The organism is Siccirubricoccus soli (assembly GCF_024178315.1).
Taxonomy (GTDB): domain Bacteria; phylum Pseudomonadota; class Alphaproteobacteria; order Acetobacterales; family Acetobacteraceae; genus Siccirubricoccus; species Siccirubricoccus soli.
This window is the reverse complement of sequence record NZ_JAMZIK010000211.1, coordinates 1-16,400: the sequence shown is the minus strand read 5'-3', so window position 1 is coordinate 16,400 and position 16,400 is coordinate 1. Positions and strand designations below refer to the sequence as shown.

General features: G+C 71.3%; 12 protein-coding genes. 7 read left to right on the top strand and 5 right to left on the bottom strand.

Annotation, left to right across the window (positions count from 1 at the left end):
• Both NJ376_RS26210 and NJ376_RS26205 read left to right on the top strand, forming a co-directional pair.
• On the top strand, window positions 1-225 hold a 225-nt coding region (locus NJ376_RS26210), incomplete at its 5' end, for a DUF2497 domain-containing protein (RefSeq protein WP_252956317.1).
• A gap of 188 nt (window positions 226-413) precedes the next feature.
• Window positions 414-3,116: a valine--tRNA ligase gene (locus tag NJ376_RS26205; RefSeq protein WP_252956316.1), complete on the top strand. Its 2,703-nt coding sequence runs from the start codon at window positions 414-416 to the stop codon at window positions 3,114-3,116.
• Window positions 3,117-3,188: 72 nt separating this feature from the next.
• Here the strand turns inward: NJ376_RS26205 and NJ376_RS26200 are convergent, their stop codons facing one another.
• Entirely contained in the window at window positions 3,189-4,166 is a 978-nt protein-coding gene (locus NJ376_RS26200; RefSeq protein WP_252956315.1) for a Bug family tripartite tricarboxylate transporter substrate binding protein, read from the bottom strand.
• Window positions 4,167-4,243: 77 nt separating this feature from the next.
• On the bottom strand, window positions 4,244-4,807 hold the full coding sequence (locus tag NJ376_RS26195) for a Uma2 family endonuclease (protein WP_252956314.1): 564 nt from the start codon (window positions 4,805-4,807) through the stop codon (window positions 4,244-4,246).
• A gap of 307 nt (window positions 4,808-5,114) precedes the next feature.
• Between NJ376_RS26195 and ilvD the strand changes: the two genes are divergently transcribed.
• From ilvD to NJ376_RS26175, 4 genes are all read left to right on the top strand, one after another.
• Window positions 5,115-6,833, top strand: coding sequence for a dihydroxy-acid dehydratase (gene ilvD / locus NJ376_RS26190; RefSeq protein ID WP_252956313.1), 1,719 nt, complete (start codon window positions 5,115-5,117; stop codon window positions 6,831-6,833).
• A 189-nt stretch (window positions 6,834-7,022) separates the two neighbouring features.
• Window positions 7,023-8,924: an alpha/beta hydrolase domain-containing protein gene (locus tag NJ376_RS26185; protein WP_252956312.1), complete on the top strand. Its 1,902-nt coding sequence runs from the start codon at window positions 7,023-7,025 to the stop codon at window positions 8,922-8,924.
• A 171-nt stretch (window positions 8,925-9,095) separates the two neighbouring features.
• Complete coding sequence (locus NJ376_RS26180) at window positions 9,096-10,190, top strand: GSCFA domain-containing protein (RefSeq protein WP_252956311.1); 1,095 nt, start codon at window positions 9,096-9,098, stop codon at window positions 10,188-10,190.
• Window positions 10,190-11,077, top strand: a complete 888-nt coding sequence (locus NJ376_RS26175; protein ID WP_252956310.1) for a WcbI family polysaccharide biosynthesis putative acetyltransferase — start codon at window positions 10,190-10,192, stop codon at window positions 11,075-11,077. The genes NJ376_RS26180 and NJ376_RS26175 overlap by 1 nt, the downstream gene beginning before the upstream one ends.
• Window positions 11,078-11,195: 118 nt before the next feature.
• Here the strand turns inward: NJ376_RS26175 and NJ376_RS26170 are convergent, their stop codons facing one another.
• Both NJ376_RS26170 and NJ376_RS26165 read right to left on the bottom strand, forming a co-directional pair.
• Window positions 11,196-12,311 carry an LLM class flavin-dependent oxidoreductase gene (locus NJ376_RS26170; protein WP_252956309.1) on the bottom strand — a complete coding sequence of 372 codons (1,116 nt, stop codon included), beginning with the start codon at window positions 12,309-12,311 and terminating at the stop codon, window positions 11,196-11,198.
• Between the two features lie 32 nt (window positions 12,312-12,343).
• Complete coding sequence (locus tag NJ376_RS26165) at window positions 12,344-13,147, bottom strand: shikimate dehydrogenase family protein (RefSeq protein WP_252956308.1); 804 nt, start codon at window positions 13,145-13,147, stop codon at window positions 12,344-12,346.
• Window positions 13,148-13,228: 81 nt separating this feature from the next.
• On the opposite strand from NJ376_RS26165, the gene NJ376_RS26160 reads away from it, so the two are divergent.
• Window positions 13,229-13,915, top strand: a complete 687-nt coding sequence (locus tag NJ376_RS26160) for an RraA family protein (RefSeq protein WP_252956307.1) — start codon at window positions 13,229-13,231, stop codon at window positions 13,913-13,915.
• A 128-nt stretch (window positions 13,916-14,043) separates the two neighbouring features.
• Here NJ376_RS26160 and NJ376_RS26155 read toward each other — a convergent pair.
• Window positions 14,044-16,400 (bottom strand): non-ribosomal peptide synthetase (locus NJ376_RS26155; protein ID WP_252956306.1); only part of this gene is annotated, 2,357 nt, incomplete at its 5' end.

Below are 16,400 nucleotides of genomic sequence, written 5' to 3'. Positions count from 1 at the left end.
GCCGCCGCCGCCGCCGCCGCCGCTTCGGTCAGCGGCCTGCTGCGGGCGGTGGCGCAGGAGCGCGGCGCCCCGGTCTATCGCGGCGGCCCCTCCATCGAGGATGTGGTGCGGGAGGAGCTGCGTCCGCTGCTGAAGGAATGGCTGGATCTGAACCTCCCGCCCCTGGTGGAGCGGCTGGTCCGGGCCGAGATCGAACGGGTCGTCGGCCGCGCCATCGGCGGCTGAACTGCCGGCCCCCGCGGACGGGCGGCGCGCCGCGGCACCGGCGGGGCCGGGGTGCCTTTGACGCCGGCGGGGCGGGACGCCCGCCGCAGGGCGGGTACTCCCTGACGCTGCCCTGGCGGGATACCCCTTGACGCCGCCCGGGCGGGATACCCCTTGACGCCGCCCTGGCGGCGATGGACCTCTCCGCCATGCTGGACAAGACCCTGACCCCGAGCAGCTTCGAGACCCGCCTCTACGAGGGCTGGGAGCGCTCGGGCGCCTTCGCTGCGGATCCCAACTCGGCGGCGCAGCCCTTCACCATCATGATCCCGCCGCCGAACGTCACGGGCAGCCTGCATATGGGCCACGCCCTGACCTTCACCATCCAGGACACGCTGATCCGCTGGCGGCGGATGCAGGGGCGGGATGCGTTGTGGCAGCCGGGCACCGACCATGCCGGCATCGCCACCCAGATGGTGGTGGAACGCCTGCTGGCGGCGGAGGGCAACCAGGACCGCCGCAGCATGGGCCGCGAGGCCTTCCTTGACCGCGTCTGGCAATGGAAGGCGGAGAGCGGCGGGACCATCACGAAGCAGCTCCGCCGCCTCGGCGCCAGCCTGGACTGGCCGCGCGAGCGCTTCACCATGGACGAGGGGCTCTCCGCCGCGGTGCGGGAGGTCTTCGTCACCCTGCACAAGCAGGGGCTGATCTATCGCGACCGCCGCCTGGTGAACTGGGACCCGAAGTTGCTGACCGCCATCTCCGACCTCGAGGTGGAGAGCCGTGAGGTGAAGGGCAGCCTCTGGCACCTGCGCTATCCGGTGGAAGGCGAGCCCGGCCGCGTCCTGGTGGTGGCGACGACGCGGCCGGAGACCATGCTGGGCGACACCGCCGTGGCGGTGCACCCGGAGGATGCGCGCTTCGCCGACCTCATCGGCAAGCGGCTGGTCCTGCCGCTGGTCGGGCGCAGCATCCCGGTGGTGGCGGACGAGTATTCCGACCCGGAGAAGGGCAGCGGCGCGGTGAAGATCACCCCCGCTCACGACTTCAACGATTTCGAGGTGGGGCGGCGCCACGGCCTGCCCATGCCGAGCGTGCTGGATGCCGAGGCGCGGGTGACGCTCGCCGAGATCGCCGCCGAGCTGCGGGCGGTGGAGGGCGTGGCGGACCCCGCCTTCCTCCAGGGCCTCGACGGCAAGGATCGCTTCGTGGCGCGCAAGGCGATCGTGGCGAAGCTCGATGAGCTCGGCCTGGTCGAGAAGATCGAGCCGCACACCCACCAGGTGCCGCATGGCGACCGCGGCGGCGTGCCGATCGAGCCGCGCCTGACCTGGCAGTGGTATTGCGACGCCGGAACGCTGGCGAAGCCCTGCGTCGAGGCGGTCGAGTCCGGCCGCATGCGCTTCGTGCCGAAGCAGTGGGAGAACACCTTCTTCGCCTGGATGCGCGACATCCAGCCCTGGTGCGTCTCCCGCCAGCTCTGGTGGGGCCACCAGATCCCGGCCTGGTACGGGCCGGAAGGCAGCATCTTCGTCGAGAAGACCGAGGCGGAGGCGCAGGCGGCGGCGCGGGCGCATTTCGGCCGCGACGTCCCCCTGGAACGCGACCCGGACGTGCTGGACACCTGGTTCAGCTCCGCCCTCTGGCCCTTCTCCACCCTGGGCTGGCCGGAGCGGACCAAGGAGGTCGCCCGCTACTACCCCGGCGACGTGCTGGTGACCGGCTTCGACATCATCTTCTTCTGGGTCGCCCGGATGATGATGATGGGGCAGCACTTCATGGGCGGCGAGGTGCCGTTCAAGGACATCTACATCCACGGCCTGGTCCGCGACGAGAAGGGCCAGAAGATGTCGAAGTCCAAGGGGAACGTCATGGACCCCCTGGAGCTGATCGACGCCTATGGCGCCGATGCGCTGCGCTTCACCATCTGCGCCCTGACCGGGCCGGGGCGCGACGTGAAGCTCGGCCGCAAGCGCGTCGAGGATCATCGCAGCTTCGCCACCAAGCTGTGGAACGCGGCGCGCTTCCTGGAGATGAACGGCATCGCGCCGGATGCGGCCTGGGACCCGTCGCAGGCCGGGACGCCGCTCGCCCGCTGGGTGCTGGATGCGGCGAACCGGGCGGTGGCCGAAGCCGATGCGGCGCTCGAAGCCTATCGCTTCGATGAATATGCCGCGGCCTGCTACCGCTTCGTCTGGGGCGGGTTCTGCGACTGGTTCATCGAATTCGCCAAGCCGGTGCTGAACGGGCCGGACGGCGCGGAGAAGGCGGAGATCAAGGGCGCAGCGCAGCATGTGCTCGGCACCATCCTGCGCCTGCTGCACCCCGTCATGCCCTTCGTGACGGAGGAGCTGTGGGACCGCTTCGGCTACGGGCCGGAATGCAGCCTGATCCGCGCCCCCTGGCCGCAGGCGGTGATGGTGCAGGAGGCCGAGGCGGCGCGGGCCGAGCTGGACTGGGTGGTGGCGCTCATCACCGAGGTGCGCGCCGCGCGGGCCGAGGTGAATGTCCCGCCCTCCGTCACCACGCCCCTGCTGGTGAAGGATGCGGCGCCGGAGAGCCTGGACCGCGCGGCGCGCTGGATCGAGGCGATCCGCCGCCTCGGCCGCGTCACCGAGATCATGCCGCTCGCCGGCGAGGCGCCGAAGGGCGTGGCGCAGGTGGTGGTGGGCGAGGCGACGGTGATGCTGCCGCTGGCCGGCGTCATCGACCTCGGCGCCGAGCGTGCCCGGCTGCTGAAGGCACGCGGCACGGCGGAGGGCGAGACGAAGAAGATCGCCGCCAAGCTCGGCAACGCCGATTTCGTCGCCCGCGCCCCGGAGGAGGTGGTGGAGGAGAACCGCGAGCGCCTGGCCGCCGCGCAGGCCGAGATCGCCCGGCTGGATGCGGCGCTCGCGCGGATCGCCGGCTGAGTTCGGGCCTCCCCGGGGCTGGACACGTCGCGTCCGGCCCCGTGGGAGAGTCCGGAAGGGCAGGGGCCTGCCTCAGCCCGCCGCCGCCCCGCTGAGCTTCACCAGGTTCCGCATGATCGGCTCCTGCCGCCGCACATAGGCCGCGAAATCCTCGGGCCCCACCAGCCAGGGCGTCGCGCCGTTCTCGGTGAAGGTCTTCACCAGCTCCGGCCGCCGCAGCGCCTGGTGGGAGAGTTCCGCCATGCGCATTACCTGCTCCGGCGGCAGGCCGGCCGGCGCGACCATGCCGTTCCAGCTCGTCAGGTCGAAGCCCGGCAGGTATTCCGCCAGCGTCGGCACCTCGGGCAGGGAGGGGCTGCGTTCGGGGCTCGTCACCGCCAGCGCCCGCACCTTGCCATCCCGCACCGCGCCGATCGGGCCGGCGAGGTTGTCGAACATCACATGCACCTGGCCGGCCAGCAGATCCACCAGCGCCGGCGCGCCGCCGCGGTACTGGACGAAAGGCATCTCCGTCCGCGTCATCATCTTGAACATCTCGCCGCAGAGATGCGGCGTGGTGCCGGCGCCGCCGGTGGCGTAATTGTACTTGCCGGGGTTGGCCTGCAGCAGCGCAATCAGCTCCGGCACCGTGCGCGCCGGCAGGTCGTTGTTCACGAAGAGCAGGTTGGGCTGCAGGTAGAGCCCGGTGATGTGGCTGTAGTCCCGCCCCGGGTCGTAGGGCAGGCTGGGGAAGAGGGAGGGCGCGATGGCCAGGTTGGCGACGCCGCCGAGGCCGATCGTCGTGCCATCCGCCCTGGCCTTCGCGATGGCGTCGCTGCCCACCGTGCCGCCAGCGCCGGTGCGGTTCTCCACCACGAATTGCTGGCCGGTGATCGTCGTCATCGCCTGGCAGAAGGTGCGGGAGAGGATGTCGTTGGCGCCGCCTGGGGCGTAGAGGTTGATGAAGCGGACGGTCTGGCGCGGCCAGTCGGCGCCATGGGCACGGGCAAGGGAAGGGACGGCGAGGCCGGCGGCCAGCAGCAGCCGGCGCCGCATTGCGGCGTGGGGCATGGGCATTTCTCTCCCTGGGCGGCTCTCAGGGCCGCTTTCGGCACTCTGCCGTGAAGCGGCAGCGCGGCGCCAGATTCTTATGCGCCGAACAGCGCCTCGACGCTGAGGGTGAGGCCCGGCGGGTTGAGCCGCAATTCGCCGGCGGAGAGCAGCGCCGTGTCGATCCCGCCCATGCCGTTGCGCCGGTGGTGGACCAGGACGCGGCGGTCGGTCCGCACCATCAGATAGTGCTGCACGGAGGGGACCCGGAAATAGTCCGTCAGTTTCGCACCGGTATCGACGGCGCGGGTGCCGGGGGACAGCACCTCCACCACCACCACCGGGTTGGGGGCGGCGATGGCGTCGTCCGCCATGGGCGCGCCGCAATTCACCGTCGCGTCGGGATCATGGGCGGTGTCGTCATCCACCTCGACCGTCGCGCCATCCGGCAAGGCCTGGCAGGGCAGGCCGGCGGCGGCAATGGCATCGGCCAGGGCACGCCAGATGGCTGCCTTGGCGCGGAGATGCGCGCCACGCTCCGGCGACATCGCCACCACCCGGCCCGCCACCAACTCGAAGCGCCCGCGCGGCTGCTCCGCCGCCCAGCGATAGAACTCGGCGCGGCTCATCCGGCCGGGCGGGACGGTCAGGGCCTGATCCATGTGCCGAATATAGCCCCCCCTGCCTTCCCAAACACCCCTTGAAAAACTAAAGGGTTCCAAGGCCTGCCAGGGAAGGGTCTCGGGTCGGTCCAGCGGGTCCTGTCCGCGCCGGGCGCATCGGCCGGCTTGCCGGGGCAACCAGCCCCGGCGGCGCCAGCCCCTGCCCCGGCCCGGAACGGTCCTGCTCATTCCTTCCCTGGCAGGAGAAGGGCCCTTCGGCCCTTGGCGGGAGGGTTTCGGGGAGGGCGGCGCCCTTCCTGGAGGAGTGGCCCCGGGGCCGGTGGACGCCCCGGATTGGAGGAACGCAATGACCGCATGGGACAAGTCGAAGCTGCCGAGCCGCCATGTGACGGTGGGCCCGGAGCGCGCCCCGCACCGTAGCTATTACTATGCCATGGGCCTGACCGAGGCGGAGATCGACCAGCCCTTCGTCGGCGTCGCGACCTGCTGGAACGAGGCCGCGCCCTGCAACATCGACCTCTCGCGCCAGGCGCAGAGCGTGAAGAAGGGCGTGAAGGAAGCCCACGGCACGCCGCGTGAATTCACGACGATCACCGTCACCGACGGCATCGCCATGGGCCACCAGGGGATGAAGTCCTCGCTGGCCAGCCGCGACGCCATCGCCGACACGGTGGAGCTGACCGTGCGCGGCCATTGCTATGACGCGCTGGTCGGCCTCGCCGGCTGCGACAAGTCCCTGCCCGGGATGATGATGGCGATGCTGCGCCTCAACATCCCCTCGGTCTTCATGTATGGCGGCTCGATCCTGCCCGGGAAGTTCAAGGGCAAGGACGTCACCGTGGTGGATGTGTTCGAGGCGGTGGGCCAGCACGCGGCCGGCAACCTCTCGGACGAGGATCTGCACGCCCTGGAATGTGTCGCCTGCCCCTCGGCGGGCGCCTGCGGCGGGCAGTTCACCGCCAACACCATGGCCACGGTCTCCGAAGCCATCGGCCTCGCGCTGCCCGGCTCCGCCGGCACCCCGGCGCCCTATGAGGAGCGCGACCGCTGGGCCTTCGAGAGCGGCCGCGCGGTGATGGAGCTGGTGAAGAAGAACCTCCGCCCGCGGGACATTGTCACCCGGAAATCGCTGGAGAATGCTGCCGTCGTGGTCGGCGCCACCGGCGGCTCCACCAATGCGGGCCTGCACCTGCCGGCCATGGCGCATGAGGCGGGCATCCGCTTCACCATGGACGATGTGGTGGAGATCATGCGCCGCACCCCCTACATCGCCGATCTGAAGCCGGGCGGGAAGTACGTCGCCTATGACGTGTACAAGGTCGGCGGCATCCCGGTGATCATCAAGGCGCTGCTGGATGCCGGCCTGCTGCATGGCGACTGCATGACGGTCACCGGCAAGACCCTGGCGGAGAACCACAAGGATGTGGTCTTCCCGAAGGACCAGGACGTGATCTACCCGGTCAGCCAGGCGCTGTCGAAGACCGGCGGCGTGGTCGGCCTCAAGGGCAACCTCGCGCCCGAAGGCGGCATCGTGAAGATCGCCGGCATGAAGACGCTGCGCTTCGAGGGCACTGCGCTCTGCTTCGACTGCGAGGAGGATGCCTTCAAGGCGGTCGAGGAGCGCGCCTACAAGGCGGGCGATGTCATCGTCATCCGCTACGAAGGCCCGAAGGGCGGGCCGGGCATGCGCGAGATGCTCTCCACCACCGCCGCCATCTACGGCCAGGGCATGGGCGAGAGCGTGGCGCTGATCACCGATGGTCGGTTCAGCGGTGCGACCCGCGGCTTCTGCATCGGCCATGTCGGGCCGGAGGCGGCGGTGGGCGGGCCGATCGCCCTGCTGCGGAACGGCGACAGGATCGTCATCGATGCCGAGAAGGGCACGATCGACATGCTGGTCTCCGACGAGGAGCTGGCGAAGCGCAAGGCGGCCTGGAAGCCGCGCAAGACGGACTACAACAGCGGCGCGCTGTACAAATACGCGCAGCTCGTCGGGCCCGCCTATCTCGGCGCCGTCACCCATCCGGGCGGCGCGGCCGAGACCCACTGCTACGCGGACCAATAGCCCCGCGAAGTCGCTTCGCGCCTTCGCGGGGACCCGGGAGTCGCTCCGGGATAGGCCTCTCGCACAGCCTGCCGCGGCACAGCCGCGGCAGGACACCGGGCGGCGCGGTTCGGCGTGCCGTCCATAGGATAATGGGGTGCTGGCCCTGTCTCTCGGCTCGTCCTAGCCTTCGGGCGGGAGGGACCGGAGATGACGCAAGGGCCAGGCATCCACGTCTTCGAAATCACCGCCGCCGAAAGCTTTGCCGAGGGGCAAGATTTCGGCGCCGGGCCCTATCAGCGCCTGGCTGGCATCGCCCGCGGCGCGCTGAACCCGGCGGATCCGCGCAACGCCGGCATCGCCGATCTCGACATCGCGCCGCGCAACGCCGCCGGGCTGGTGGAGTATGCGGTGGAGGTGGTGATCCTCCGCCCCGCCGATACCGCCCGCGCCAATGGCCGCCTGCTCTACGACGTGACCAATCGCGGGCGGAAGATGCTCTTCGCCGCGGTCTATGAGGGCCATGGCGTCCCGCCCGCCGAGCAGAACGGGCTGCGCAGCGCGGCGGCGGCCGGCAATGCCATTCCGCTGCGCCAGGGCACCACCCTCATCTGGTCCGGCTGGGACCCGGAAGCGCCGCGGGCCAATGAAGGGCTGCGGATCGAGCTGCCCCTGCTGGAGGGCATCACCGGCAAGGTGCGGGACGAGTTCATCTTCGGCACCCGCATCACCCCCGCAGATCGTCCCACCGCCCCGCTCAGCTATAAGGTCGCGGATCCGGACCCGGCCAAGGCGAAGCTGACCATCCGCCGCACCCGCGACGCCGCGCCGCAGACCATCACCGCCTGGGAGTATGCCGGCCCGCGCGCCATCCGCCTGCTGCCGGAAGGCACCACCTTCACCCCCGGCAGCATCTACGACTTCATCTATCCCGCGACCGGCGCGCGGCCGCTCGGCATGGCCTATGCCGCGACGCGCGACCTCATCGCCTTCCTCCGCCACGCCGGGGCGGGCAACCCACTGGAGGATCTGCGGCGCCGCCACGCCTATGCCATCGGCATCAGCCAGGCCGGGCGGTTCCTGCGGCATTTCCTCGATCTCGGCATGAACGATGCGGGGGAGGGGCGTCGGGTCTTCGACGGCGTGCTCTGCCACATCGCCGGCGCCGGGCGGGTCTTCATCAATGACCGCTTCGGCCAGCCGGACCGCACCGCCTGCCGGCATGAGGACCATCTCTTTCCGGAAGTCTGGTTCCCCATGGCCGCGGCGCCCGCCACGGATCCCATCTCCGGCCGCCGGGACGGGTTGCTGCGCGGTGCCCCGACCGACCCGAAGCTGATGGAGGTGAACACCTCCACCGAATACTGGCAGAAGGGCGCCTCGCTCATCCACACCACGCCGGATGGTAGGGCGGACCTGCCGGCGCTGCCCAACGCCAGGCAATATTTCGTCGCCGGCACCAAGCATGGCGGCCGCAGCGGGGCGACGACGGCCAGGGGCAACGCCTTCCACCTCAACAACCCGCATTCCGCCAGCCCGCTGCTGCGCGCCCTGCAGGCGGCGATGGAGGAATGGGTGGAGCAGGGGGTGGAGCCCCCGCCCAGCCAAGTGCCGCGCCTCGCCGATGGCACGCTGCTGCCGGCCGAGGTGGCGCTGGCGGCCTTCCCCGCCATTCCCGGCACCCGCCGGCCACGCTGCGCCACCCCCATCGCCCCGGTGACGGATTGGGTGGTGGGGGAGCGCGGGCCGGAAGACGCCTGGCGCCCCCTGGTGCCGGCGGTGGATGAAGATGGCAATGAGTTGGGCGGGGTGCGCCTGCCCGACCTGGCCGTGCCGCGCGGCACCCATACCGGCTGGAACCTCTACGCCGCCGAGGGGCTGGAAGCGGAGCTCTGCGACCGGGAGGGCAGCTTCCTGCCCTTCGCCGTGGACGAGGCGGCCCGCCAGGCGGCGGACGACCCGCGCCCCTCCCTGGCGGCGCGCTACCCGACGCCGGCTTCCTATGCCGCGGCGGTCCGCGCGGCCTGCGACCGGCTGACTGCCGCCCGCCTGCTGCTGCCGGAGGATGCCGCCGGCTTCGTGGCGGTGGCCGAGGCCGGGCTGCCGGCCTGAGTCCAGGCGACGGGGCAGCCCGTGCCGGCATGATGCCGGAGTCGGTCGTTTCGCCTCCTGCCCCGGCCCGGACATGTTCTGACGCGGGCGCGGCCCTGCGCCGCTTTACCCGCCCTTGCATCCTCCCCACCTGCCCCGGCAGAACATCCCCGCAACCGGCAGGCGAGCAGCGTGACCAATCCCTATCGTGGCCGACCCGACTACACCTTCTGGCGGCAGGCCGTGGCGGAGCAGGCGGCGGCCGGCGTCGATCCCGTCACCGCCGTGCCCTTCACCCTCTCCCCGGGGGATGCGATCGCCACGGCGGGAAGCTGCTTCGCCCAGCACCTCTCCCGCACGCTGAAATCCGCAGGGTTCAGTTGGCTGGAGACGGAACGCTTCACCGGCGCCGCCGGCACGGCGGATGAGGGCTACGGCATCTTCCCGGCCCGCTTCGGCAACCTCTACACCGCCCGCGCCCTGCGCCAACTCTTCGACCGCGCCTATGGCCAGTACCGGCCCAAGGCGCGGGCCTGGCGGACCGCCACCGGCGCCTGGCTGGATCCCTTCCGCCCCCGCATCCAGCAGGGCGGCTTCCCCAGCCTGGAGGCGCTGGAGGAGGATCGCCGCCGCCATCTGGCCGCCGTTCGCCGGATGTTCGAGGGCTGCGCCGTCTTCATCTTCACCCTGGGCCTGACCGAGGGCTGGATCAGCGCCGAGGACGGCGCCGCCGTTCCGCTCGCCCCCGGCGTGGTCGGGGCGCAGGAGCCCGAGGGCGCCTGGCGCTTCCACAATGCCGGCTTCGCCGAGACGCTGGAGCAGATGGAGGGCTTCCTCGCCGGGCTGCGCCTGGTGAACCCGAAGGTGCGGGTGATGCTCACCGTCTCCCCGGTGCCCTTGATCGCCACCTATGAGGACCGGCATGTGCTGGTCTCCACCATCGCCAGCAAATCCATCCTGCGGGCGGTGGCGGAGGAGCTGACCCGGCGCGATCCGGGAATCGCCTATTTCCCGAGCTACGAGATCGTCACCGGGCCGCAGACCGGCGGGCGCTTCTATGCCGAGGATCTGCGGGAAGTGACCCCGGAGGGGGTGGAGTTCGTCATGTCCATATTTCGTCGCCACTACCTCTCCGGTGCGCCGGTGGCCGCGGCCGCCCCTGCCGCCCCGCCCGCCACGCCGGCGCCGCTCGCCGGCGTCTCGGCCGAGGAGGCGGCCCGCTACCGCGTGTTGACCGGCATCCTCTGCGACGAGGACGCGATCGTGACGCCGGGAGGCCGGGACTGATGCGCATCGCGGTTCTAGGCGGCTGCCAGGCCCATGGCGTGGCGCATGGGCTGCTCGCCCTGCTGCCGGAGGCGGAGGTGGACAGTTTCGAGGCAGTGGCGGTCAGCCGCCATGGCAAGGAGGCGGAGGCGGCGGCCGCGCTGGCCAGCTACGATGTGCTCTTCACCCAGGATCTCGACCCCGGCTTCGGCCCGCTGGGCACGGCGGCGTTGCAGGCGGCGCATCCGCGCCTCTACCGCTTCCCGCTGATCGCCTTCGGCGGCTACCAGCCGGACCTCGTTTATCTGATGGCGGACGGCCAGGCGCAGGCTTCGCCGGTCGGCGCCTACCACTCCGCCATCATCGCCGGCGCCTACAGCCTGGGCGTGCCGGAAGCGGATGTGGCGCAGCTCTTCAATCGGCTGGTCTATCAGCGGCTGGGCTATTTCGAGGCCTTCGGCAAGGCGCGGGCCCTGCTGCTGCAATGGGCGCAGGACGCCTATGGCATGGACCTCGCTCCGGCCTTCGATCGCTGGCATGCGCGCGGCTGCTTCATGCACACCATCAACCACCCGAAGATCGTCGCGCTGGCCGGCATGGCGCATCTGCTGGCGGTGACGACAGGGCTGGTACCAGCGAACACGCCGGTGCCGGTGGTGGAGTTCGACCACCTGGCGAACGACACCATTTGGCCGGTCTATCCCGAGCTGGCGGAGGCGCTGGGGATTCCCGGCAGCCTGCTGTTCAAGCGCATCAACCGCGGGGTGGAGCCGGGACCGAATTCCCAGCTCATCCCGCTGCCGCGGCTGATCCGGGAGAGCTATGCGATGTACCCGCATGTGCCGAAGGAACTGTTCGGCGTGGGCGAGGCCGGGGTGATCCGGCAGAAGCTGGCGGAGATCCTGTAGGGATTCGCCGCATTCGCCGAGGTCCCGAGACCGAACCCGCGAGCGCCAAACTCAAGGTTCCCAAAGGCCTTTCGGCCTTTGGTAGGGGGAGCCCGAGGGGGACAACGTCCTCCTCGGCTCACTCCGCCGCCTTCGCCCTGCTCGCTGCCACATGCTGGCGGAAGCGCGGCATCACCTCCTCCGCCAGACGGCGCATCGTCTCCTGTTCCCAGACCGCGTTCGGCCCGCTCCAGTCCAGCCCGGCCATCAGCAGGTGATCGAAGGGCCCGACGCGCTCGCGCAGCGCCACCAGCTTGTCCAGCACCGTTCCCGGCGCGCCGCAGATGACGCAGTCCTGGATGATCGCCTCCAGCGTCACCGCCTCATCCGGCGTCTCGGCGGAAGGCTTCAGCGTCGCCAATTGCCCGGCGCGGCGGGCGAGGCTGGAGAGGTAGTGGAAATAGTACCGGTTGGCGCCGTCCTCATGGAACATCCGGTCCCGCGCCTCCGCATCCGTCGCGGCGATGCAGAAATTCCGCGCCACGCGCCAGGGGGCGGGTGGCTGCGCGCCGGGCTTGCCCGCCAGCGCCGCCTGCATGGTGCGCCAATGCCCTTCCACCACCCGCTCCGCCACGAAATTGGCGGAGAGCACCTGCCAGCCGCGCTGCACCGCCAGCTTCACCCCGAAGCTGTCCATGCTGCGCGCCGTCACGGCGATCGGCGGGTGCGGGCGCTGGAAGGGCTTCGGCATGGTGCCGACGCCGAATTCGGGAATGACGGCCTGGGTGATCTGCGTGGTCCAGGTCGCGCCCGGGATGTCGTAGGGCGGGTCCTGCGCCCAGATCGCCAGGATGGTGTCGATCGCCTCCACCATGCGCTTGCCGCGCAGCGCCGGGTCGGTGTTGCCGAACAGCTCCCAGTCCGAGGCGAGCCCGCCCGGGCCGATGCCGAGGATCAGGCGGCCGCCGGTCATCTGGTCGAATTGCGCCACCTCTGCCGCGACCATGGCAGGGTGGTGGTTGGGCAGGTTGATGACGCCGGTGCCGAAGGTGAGCTTCGTCCGCGGCGCGAGGCCGGCCATGAACATCAGCGGCGAGGCGATGGGCTCGGAGGAGGCGGAGAAATGCTCGCCGATCCAGAGCTCCTGGAAGCCGAGGCGGTCGGCCAGCAGCGATTTCTCGGTATCCTCCGCCAGGGTTTCGGCCATGGGCCGTTCCGGCGGATGCAGCGGCATCATGAAGAGGCCGAGGCGCATTGCGTTCCTCCAAATGGTTGGGCCGGACCCTATCAGCCGCCGAGCAGGAAATCGACCATCAGCTCCCGCGCCGCATCGAACATGCCGACGCCGGTGGAGGTGGCGCAGCCGCGGGCGCGGGCGGCGGCGAGCAGAGGCGTCACTTCCGGCACGGTGATCACATCACCGACGAAGGCGGTGGGCTCCAGGCGCGTGGCGTCCAGCGGCAGCGGATCCCCCGGCCGCATCCCGGCAGGGGTGGCGTTCACCGCCAGGTCGTAGCCGGCAGGGTCGGCGCTGCCGGCGCGCACCCGATCGCCGAAACGGGCGCGCAGCCGCTCCAGCAGCGCATCGCGCCGCGCCGCATCGGCATCGTGCAGGGCGAGCTCCGCAAGGCCCGCCTCCAGCAGCGCCAGGGCGATGGCGGTGCCGGCACCGCCCGCCCCCACCTGCAGCGCCCGCTTGCCCTGCGGCCGGAAGCCGCCGGCCTCGATGGCGCCGAGGAAGCCGAGCCCATCCGTCATGTCGCCATGCCAGCCAGCATGCCCGCCCCTGGGGCCGCGCCGCATGATGTTGACCGAGCCGAGGAAATCCGCCCGCTCCGTCACCGTCGCGCAGAGCCGGCGCGCGGTGAATTTGTGCGGCACCGTGACGACGATGCCGTCCAGGTTCTGCGCCCGCGCAAGGCCCGCAAGGCAGGCCTCCACCCCCGCCGCCGTCACATGCAGCGGCACCAGCACCGCGTTGCGGCCGCGTGCGGCCATGGCCGCCGTGATCCCGGCAGGGGCCTTCACCTGGGCGATCGGGTCGCCGATGACGACGAAGAGGCGCGTGGCGCCGTCCAGATGCTGCAGCATGGCGTTTCTCCCTTTGCCGCAGGCTTGCAGCTTCGCCGCAGCTTGACCACCCTGGCGGCAGGGCCCTGGGAAGGAAACGCCATGCTGCACAACCCGCCGCTGCTCACCATCCATCGCGGCCATCGCCGCCCCTCCGCCGCCTTGATCGAGGCCTTCCGCGGGGCGCAGACCTCCCACCTCGCGGATGCCATGGATGGGCGGGGCGCGGTGGATTACCGGATCAAGCCGCTCGATCCGAACAATGCGGTCTTCGTCGGGGCGGCGCTGACCGCGCATGCCTATCCGGCCGATACGGTCGGCATGTTCGGCGCGCTGGCGGAGGCGCAGCCGGGCGACGTGCTGATGGTGAGCAATGACGGCTTCACCGGCACGGCGCTGATCGGCGATCTGGCGGCCGGGATGATGAAGAACAAGGGCTGCGCCGGCTTCGTCACGGATGGGCTGGCGCGCGACCGCGCCGGCATCGTCGCCAGCGGGCTGCCGCTCTTCGCCGCGGGCATCAGCCCGAACTCCCCGGCGCGCAACGGGCCGGGCGTGGTGGGGCTGCCGGTGGTGCTGGGCGGGGTCTTCGTGAAGCCCGGCGACATCGTGGTGGGGGATGCGGATTCCGTCGTGGTGGTGCCGCTGGAGAAGGCCGAGCAGGTGCTGGCCGCGCTGGCCGAGATCCGCGCGGCGGAAGCCAAGGCCGAGCAGCGGGTGCGGGAGGGCGCGACGATGACCCCCGGCATGGAGCCGATCATCGCCGCCGCGCGCATCGTCGGGTCGTAGCCCGCCCCGGCATCACCCGTGCTTCCCGTTGCCCTTCCGCGGCTTTGCCGCGGAAGGCCGTGCGAGGCCTCGGGAATGCGGCGACTCCGGGGCCCCACGAAGCTGCGCAGCGGCTTCGTGGGGAAATGCTACAGCATCTCGATCGTCCGCAGCGCCGTCTCCAGCAGCGTCGCCAGGGTGGTCGCTCCCGGCTCCTTGATGATGGAGAGATGGTCCCCCGGCACCGGCAGCACGGTGAGGTGGCCATACACCATGCGCCGCCAGATCGGTTGCGGGTCATAGGTCTCCGGCCGCTGTTCCATGGCGCGGAACAGCGTGGCGTCGCCGTGATAGGGGCGCGGCCGGTAGGCGGCGCAGGCCTCGCGCACCGCGGTGTGGATGCGCCGCAGCGCCAGCGGCAGCTCGGACCGCTCCGGCTCGGCAGGGCCGGCGCGGCCGAGGCGGAGGCGCAGGCTGGTGCCCGCGGCGGCGAGGCGGCGCGCGATATGATGCCGCCGCTCCGCCGGGGGCTGCGCGCCGATCTGCCGCAGCTCATGCGCCAGCTTGCGGCCGGCGAAGGCCAGCCTGGCGGGCCAGCTCAGGCAGGCGGGATCCAGTTCCGGGTCGATCAGGCCGAGGAAGGCCACCTTCTCGCCTGCGGCCTCGAGCTGCCGCGCCATTTCGAAGGCGACGAGCCCGCCATAGGAGTAGCCGGCCAGCAGATAGGGGCCCTCCGGCTGCACTTGGCGCAGCAGGCCGAGATACTCCGCCGCCGCATCCTCCACCCGGCGATGCGGCTCTTCGCCCGCTTCCAGGCCGCGTGCCTGGATGCCGATGATGCGGCGCCGGCCGCCGAGATGCCGACGCACCGCCCAGAGCTCCAGGAAGGTGCCGGCCAGGCTGTGGATCAGCACCAGCGGCCGGGTCTGATCGCCCTCCTTCAGCACCACCAGCCGGGAATCGAGCGTCCAGGATGGATCCTGCAGGATGGCGGTGAGGCCGGCGATGGTCGGGGCGTGCAGCAGCACGGTCAGCGGCAGCTCCCGCCCCGTCGCCGCGCGCAGCTCCGAGAGCATGCGGGCGGCCAGCAGGGAATGGCCGCCGAGGTCGAAGAAATTATCGTCCTGCCCGATCGGGGCGAAGTGCAGCAATTGCTCCCAGAGGGCGGTGAGATACGCCGCCATCGCCTCGGCCGAGGCCTCGCCATCCGCCCCGCGCCGCAGCGCCGGCAGAGCCTCCGAGTCCGGGCGCAGCGCGGGGTGGTGCCGCAGCGCGGCCAGGCATTCCGGATTCGCCAGGGCGGCGGCGTTGCGCGGGATGCGGCCGTTCACGGCGTCGCTCGCCGCCGCCTCGGACCGCTTGCCGCTATGCGTCACCGGCAGGGCGGGCACCTGCAGGATGAGGTCCGGCACATGCGCGGCGGAGGCGCGGTGCGCCAGCTCCCGCCGCACCCGCCCCGTCAGCGCGGCGTCCAGGGCCAGGCCCGGCCGCAGGACGAGCAGCAGCACCATGCGGCGCTGCTCCGGCGTCTCGCCCTCCTGCTGCACCGCCATGGCCTCGCGGATCTCCGGCAGATCCTGCAGCACGCGGTAGATCTCGGCGGGGCCGACCTTGATGCCGCGGACATTCAGCACGCCATCCACCCGGCCATGCAGGCGGCAGCCGCCGGCGGCGGAGAATTCCACCAGATCGCCATGCGTCCAGTAGCCCGGGTTGCGGGCGAAATAGGCGGCGTGGAACCGCGACCCGTCGGCATCGCCATGGAAGCCGAGCGGGCGGGAGGGGAAGGGGTTGGCGCAGACCAGCTCACCCATCGCGCCGGGCCGCGTCGCCGTGGCCTCGCCGGAGGGCAGCATGGCGCGGACATCGAGGCCGAGGCTGCGGCACTGCGCCTCGCCGGCCCGCACCGGCAGGTTCGGGTTGCCGAGGACGAAGCAGCCGAGGATGTCCGTGCCGCCGGAGATGGACTGCACCGGCACCGGCTTCACCGCCTGGCTCACCCAATGGAATTGCCGGTCATGCAGGATGGCGCCGGTGGAGAGGATGGCGCGCAGCCTGCCGAGGTCGAAGAGCCGGCCCGGCTCGAGGCCCGCCTCCTCCCCCATGCGCAGATAGGGTGGGCTGGTGCCGAAGACCGTCACGCCCTCCTCCGCCACGATGCGCCAGAGCACGGCGGGGTCGTGCACCGGCCCGTCATGCAGCAGGATGGCGGCGCCGCTGGCCAGCGCCGAGAGCTGCCAGTTCCACATCATCCAGGCGCAGGAGGTCTGGAAGAAGAGGAGGTCGCCCGGGCCCAGGTCGCAATGGAGCTGATGCTCCTTCGCATGCTCCAGCAGCGTGCCGCCGGCGCCGTGGATGATGCATTTCGGCGCGCCGGTGGTGCCGGAGGAGAACATGATGAAGAGCGGGTGGTTGAAGGGCAGGCGCGGCCATGATCTCTGCCGCGCCGGCTCCGCCGGCAGCTCCGCGAGGCGGAGCAGCGGCAGCCCCCTGGCCTCCGGCTCGC

What these genes read in the sequence shown, in the direction of transcription:
- NJ376_RS26160 (WP_252956307.1), top strand. Translation starts at nt 13,229, where the DNA reads ATGCTGCACAACCCGCCGCTGCTCACCATCCATCGCGGCCATCGCCGC.
- ilvD (WP_252956313.1), top strand. Translation starts at nt 5,115, where the DNA reads ATGACCGCATGGGACAAGTCGAAGCTGCCGAGCCGCCATGTGACGGTG.
- NJ376_RS26165 (WP_252956308.1), bottom strand. Translation starts at nt 13,147, where the DNA reads ATGCTGCAGCATCTGGACGGCGCCACGCGCCTCTTCGTCGTCATCGGC.
- NJ376_RS26175 (WP_252956310.1), top strand. Translation starts at nt 10,190, where the DNA reads ATGCGCATCGCGGTTCTAGGCGGCTGCCAGGCCCATGGCGTGGCGCAT.
- NJ376_RS26195 (WP_252956314.1), bottom strand. Translation starts at nt 4,807, where the DNA reads ATGGATCAGGCCCTGACCGTCCCGCCCGGCCGGATGAGCCGCGCCGAG.
- NJ376_RS26200 (WP_252956315.1), bottom strand. Translation starts at nt 4,166, where the DNA reads ATGCCCCACGCCGCAATGCGGCGCCGGCTGCTGCTGGCCGCCGGCCTC.
- NJ376_RS26205 (WP_252956316.1), top strand. Translation starts at nt 414, where the DNA reads ATGCTGGACAAGACCCTGACCCCGAGCAGCTTCGAGACCCGCCTCTAC.
- NJ376_RS26185 (WP_252956312.1), top strand. Translation starts at nt 7,023, where the DNA reads ATGACGCAAGGGCCAGGCATCCACGTCTTCGAAATCACCGCCGCCGAA.
- NJ376_RS26170 (WP_252956309.1), bottom strand. Translation starts at nt 12,311, where the DNA reads ATGCGCCTCGGCCTCTTCATGATGCCGCTGCATCCGCCGGAACGGCCC.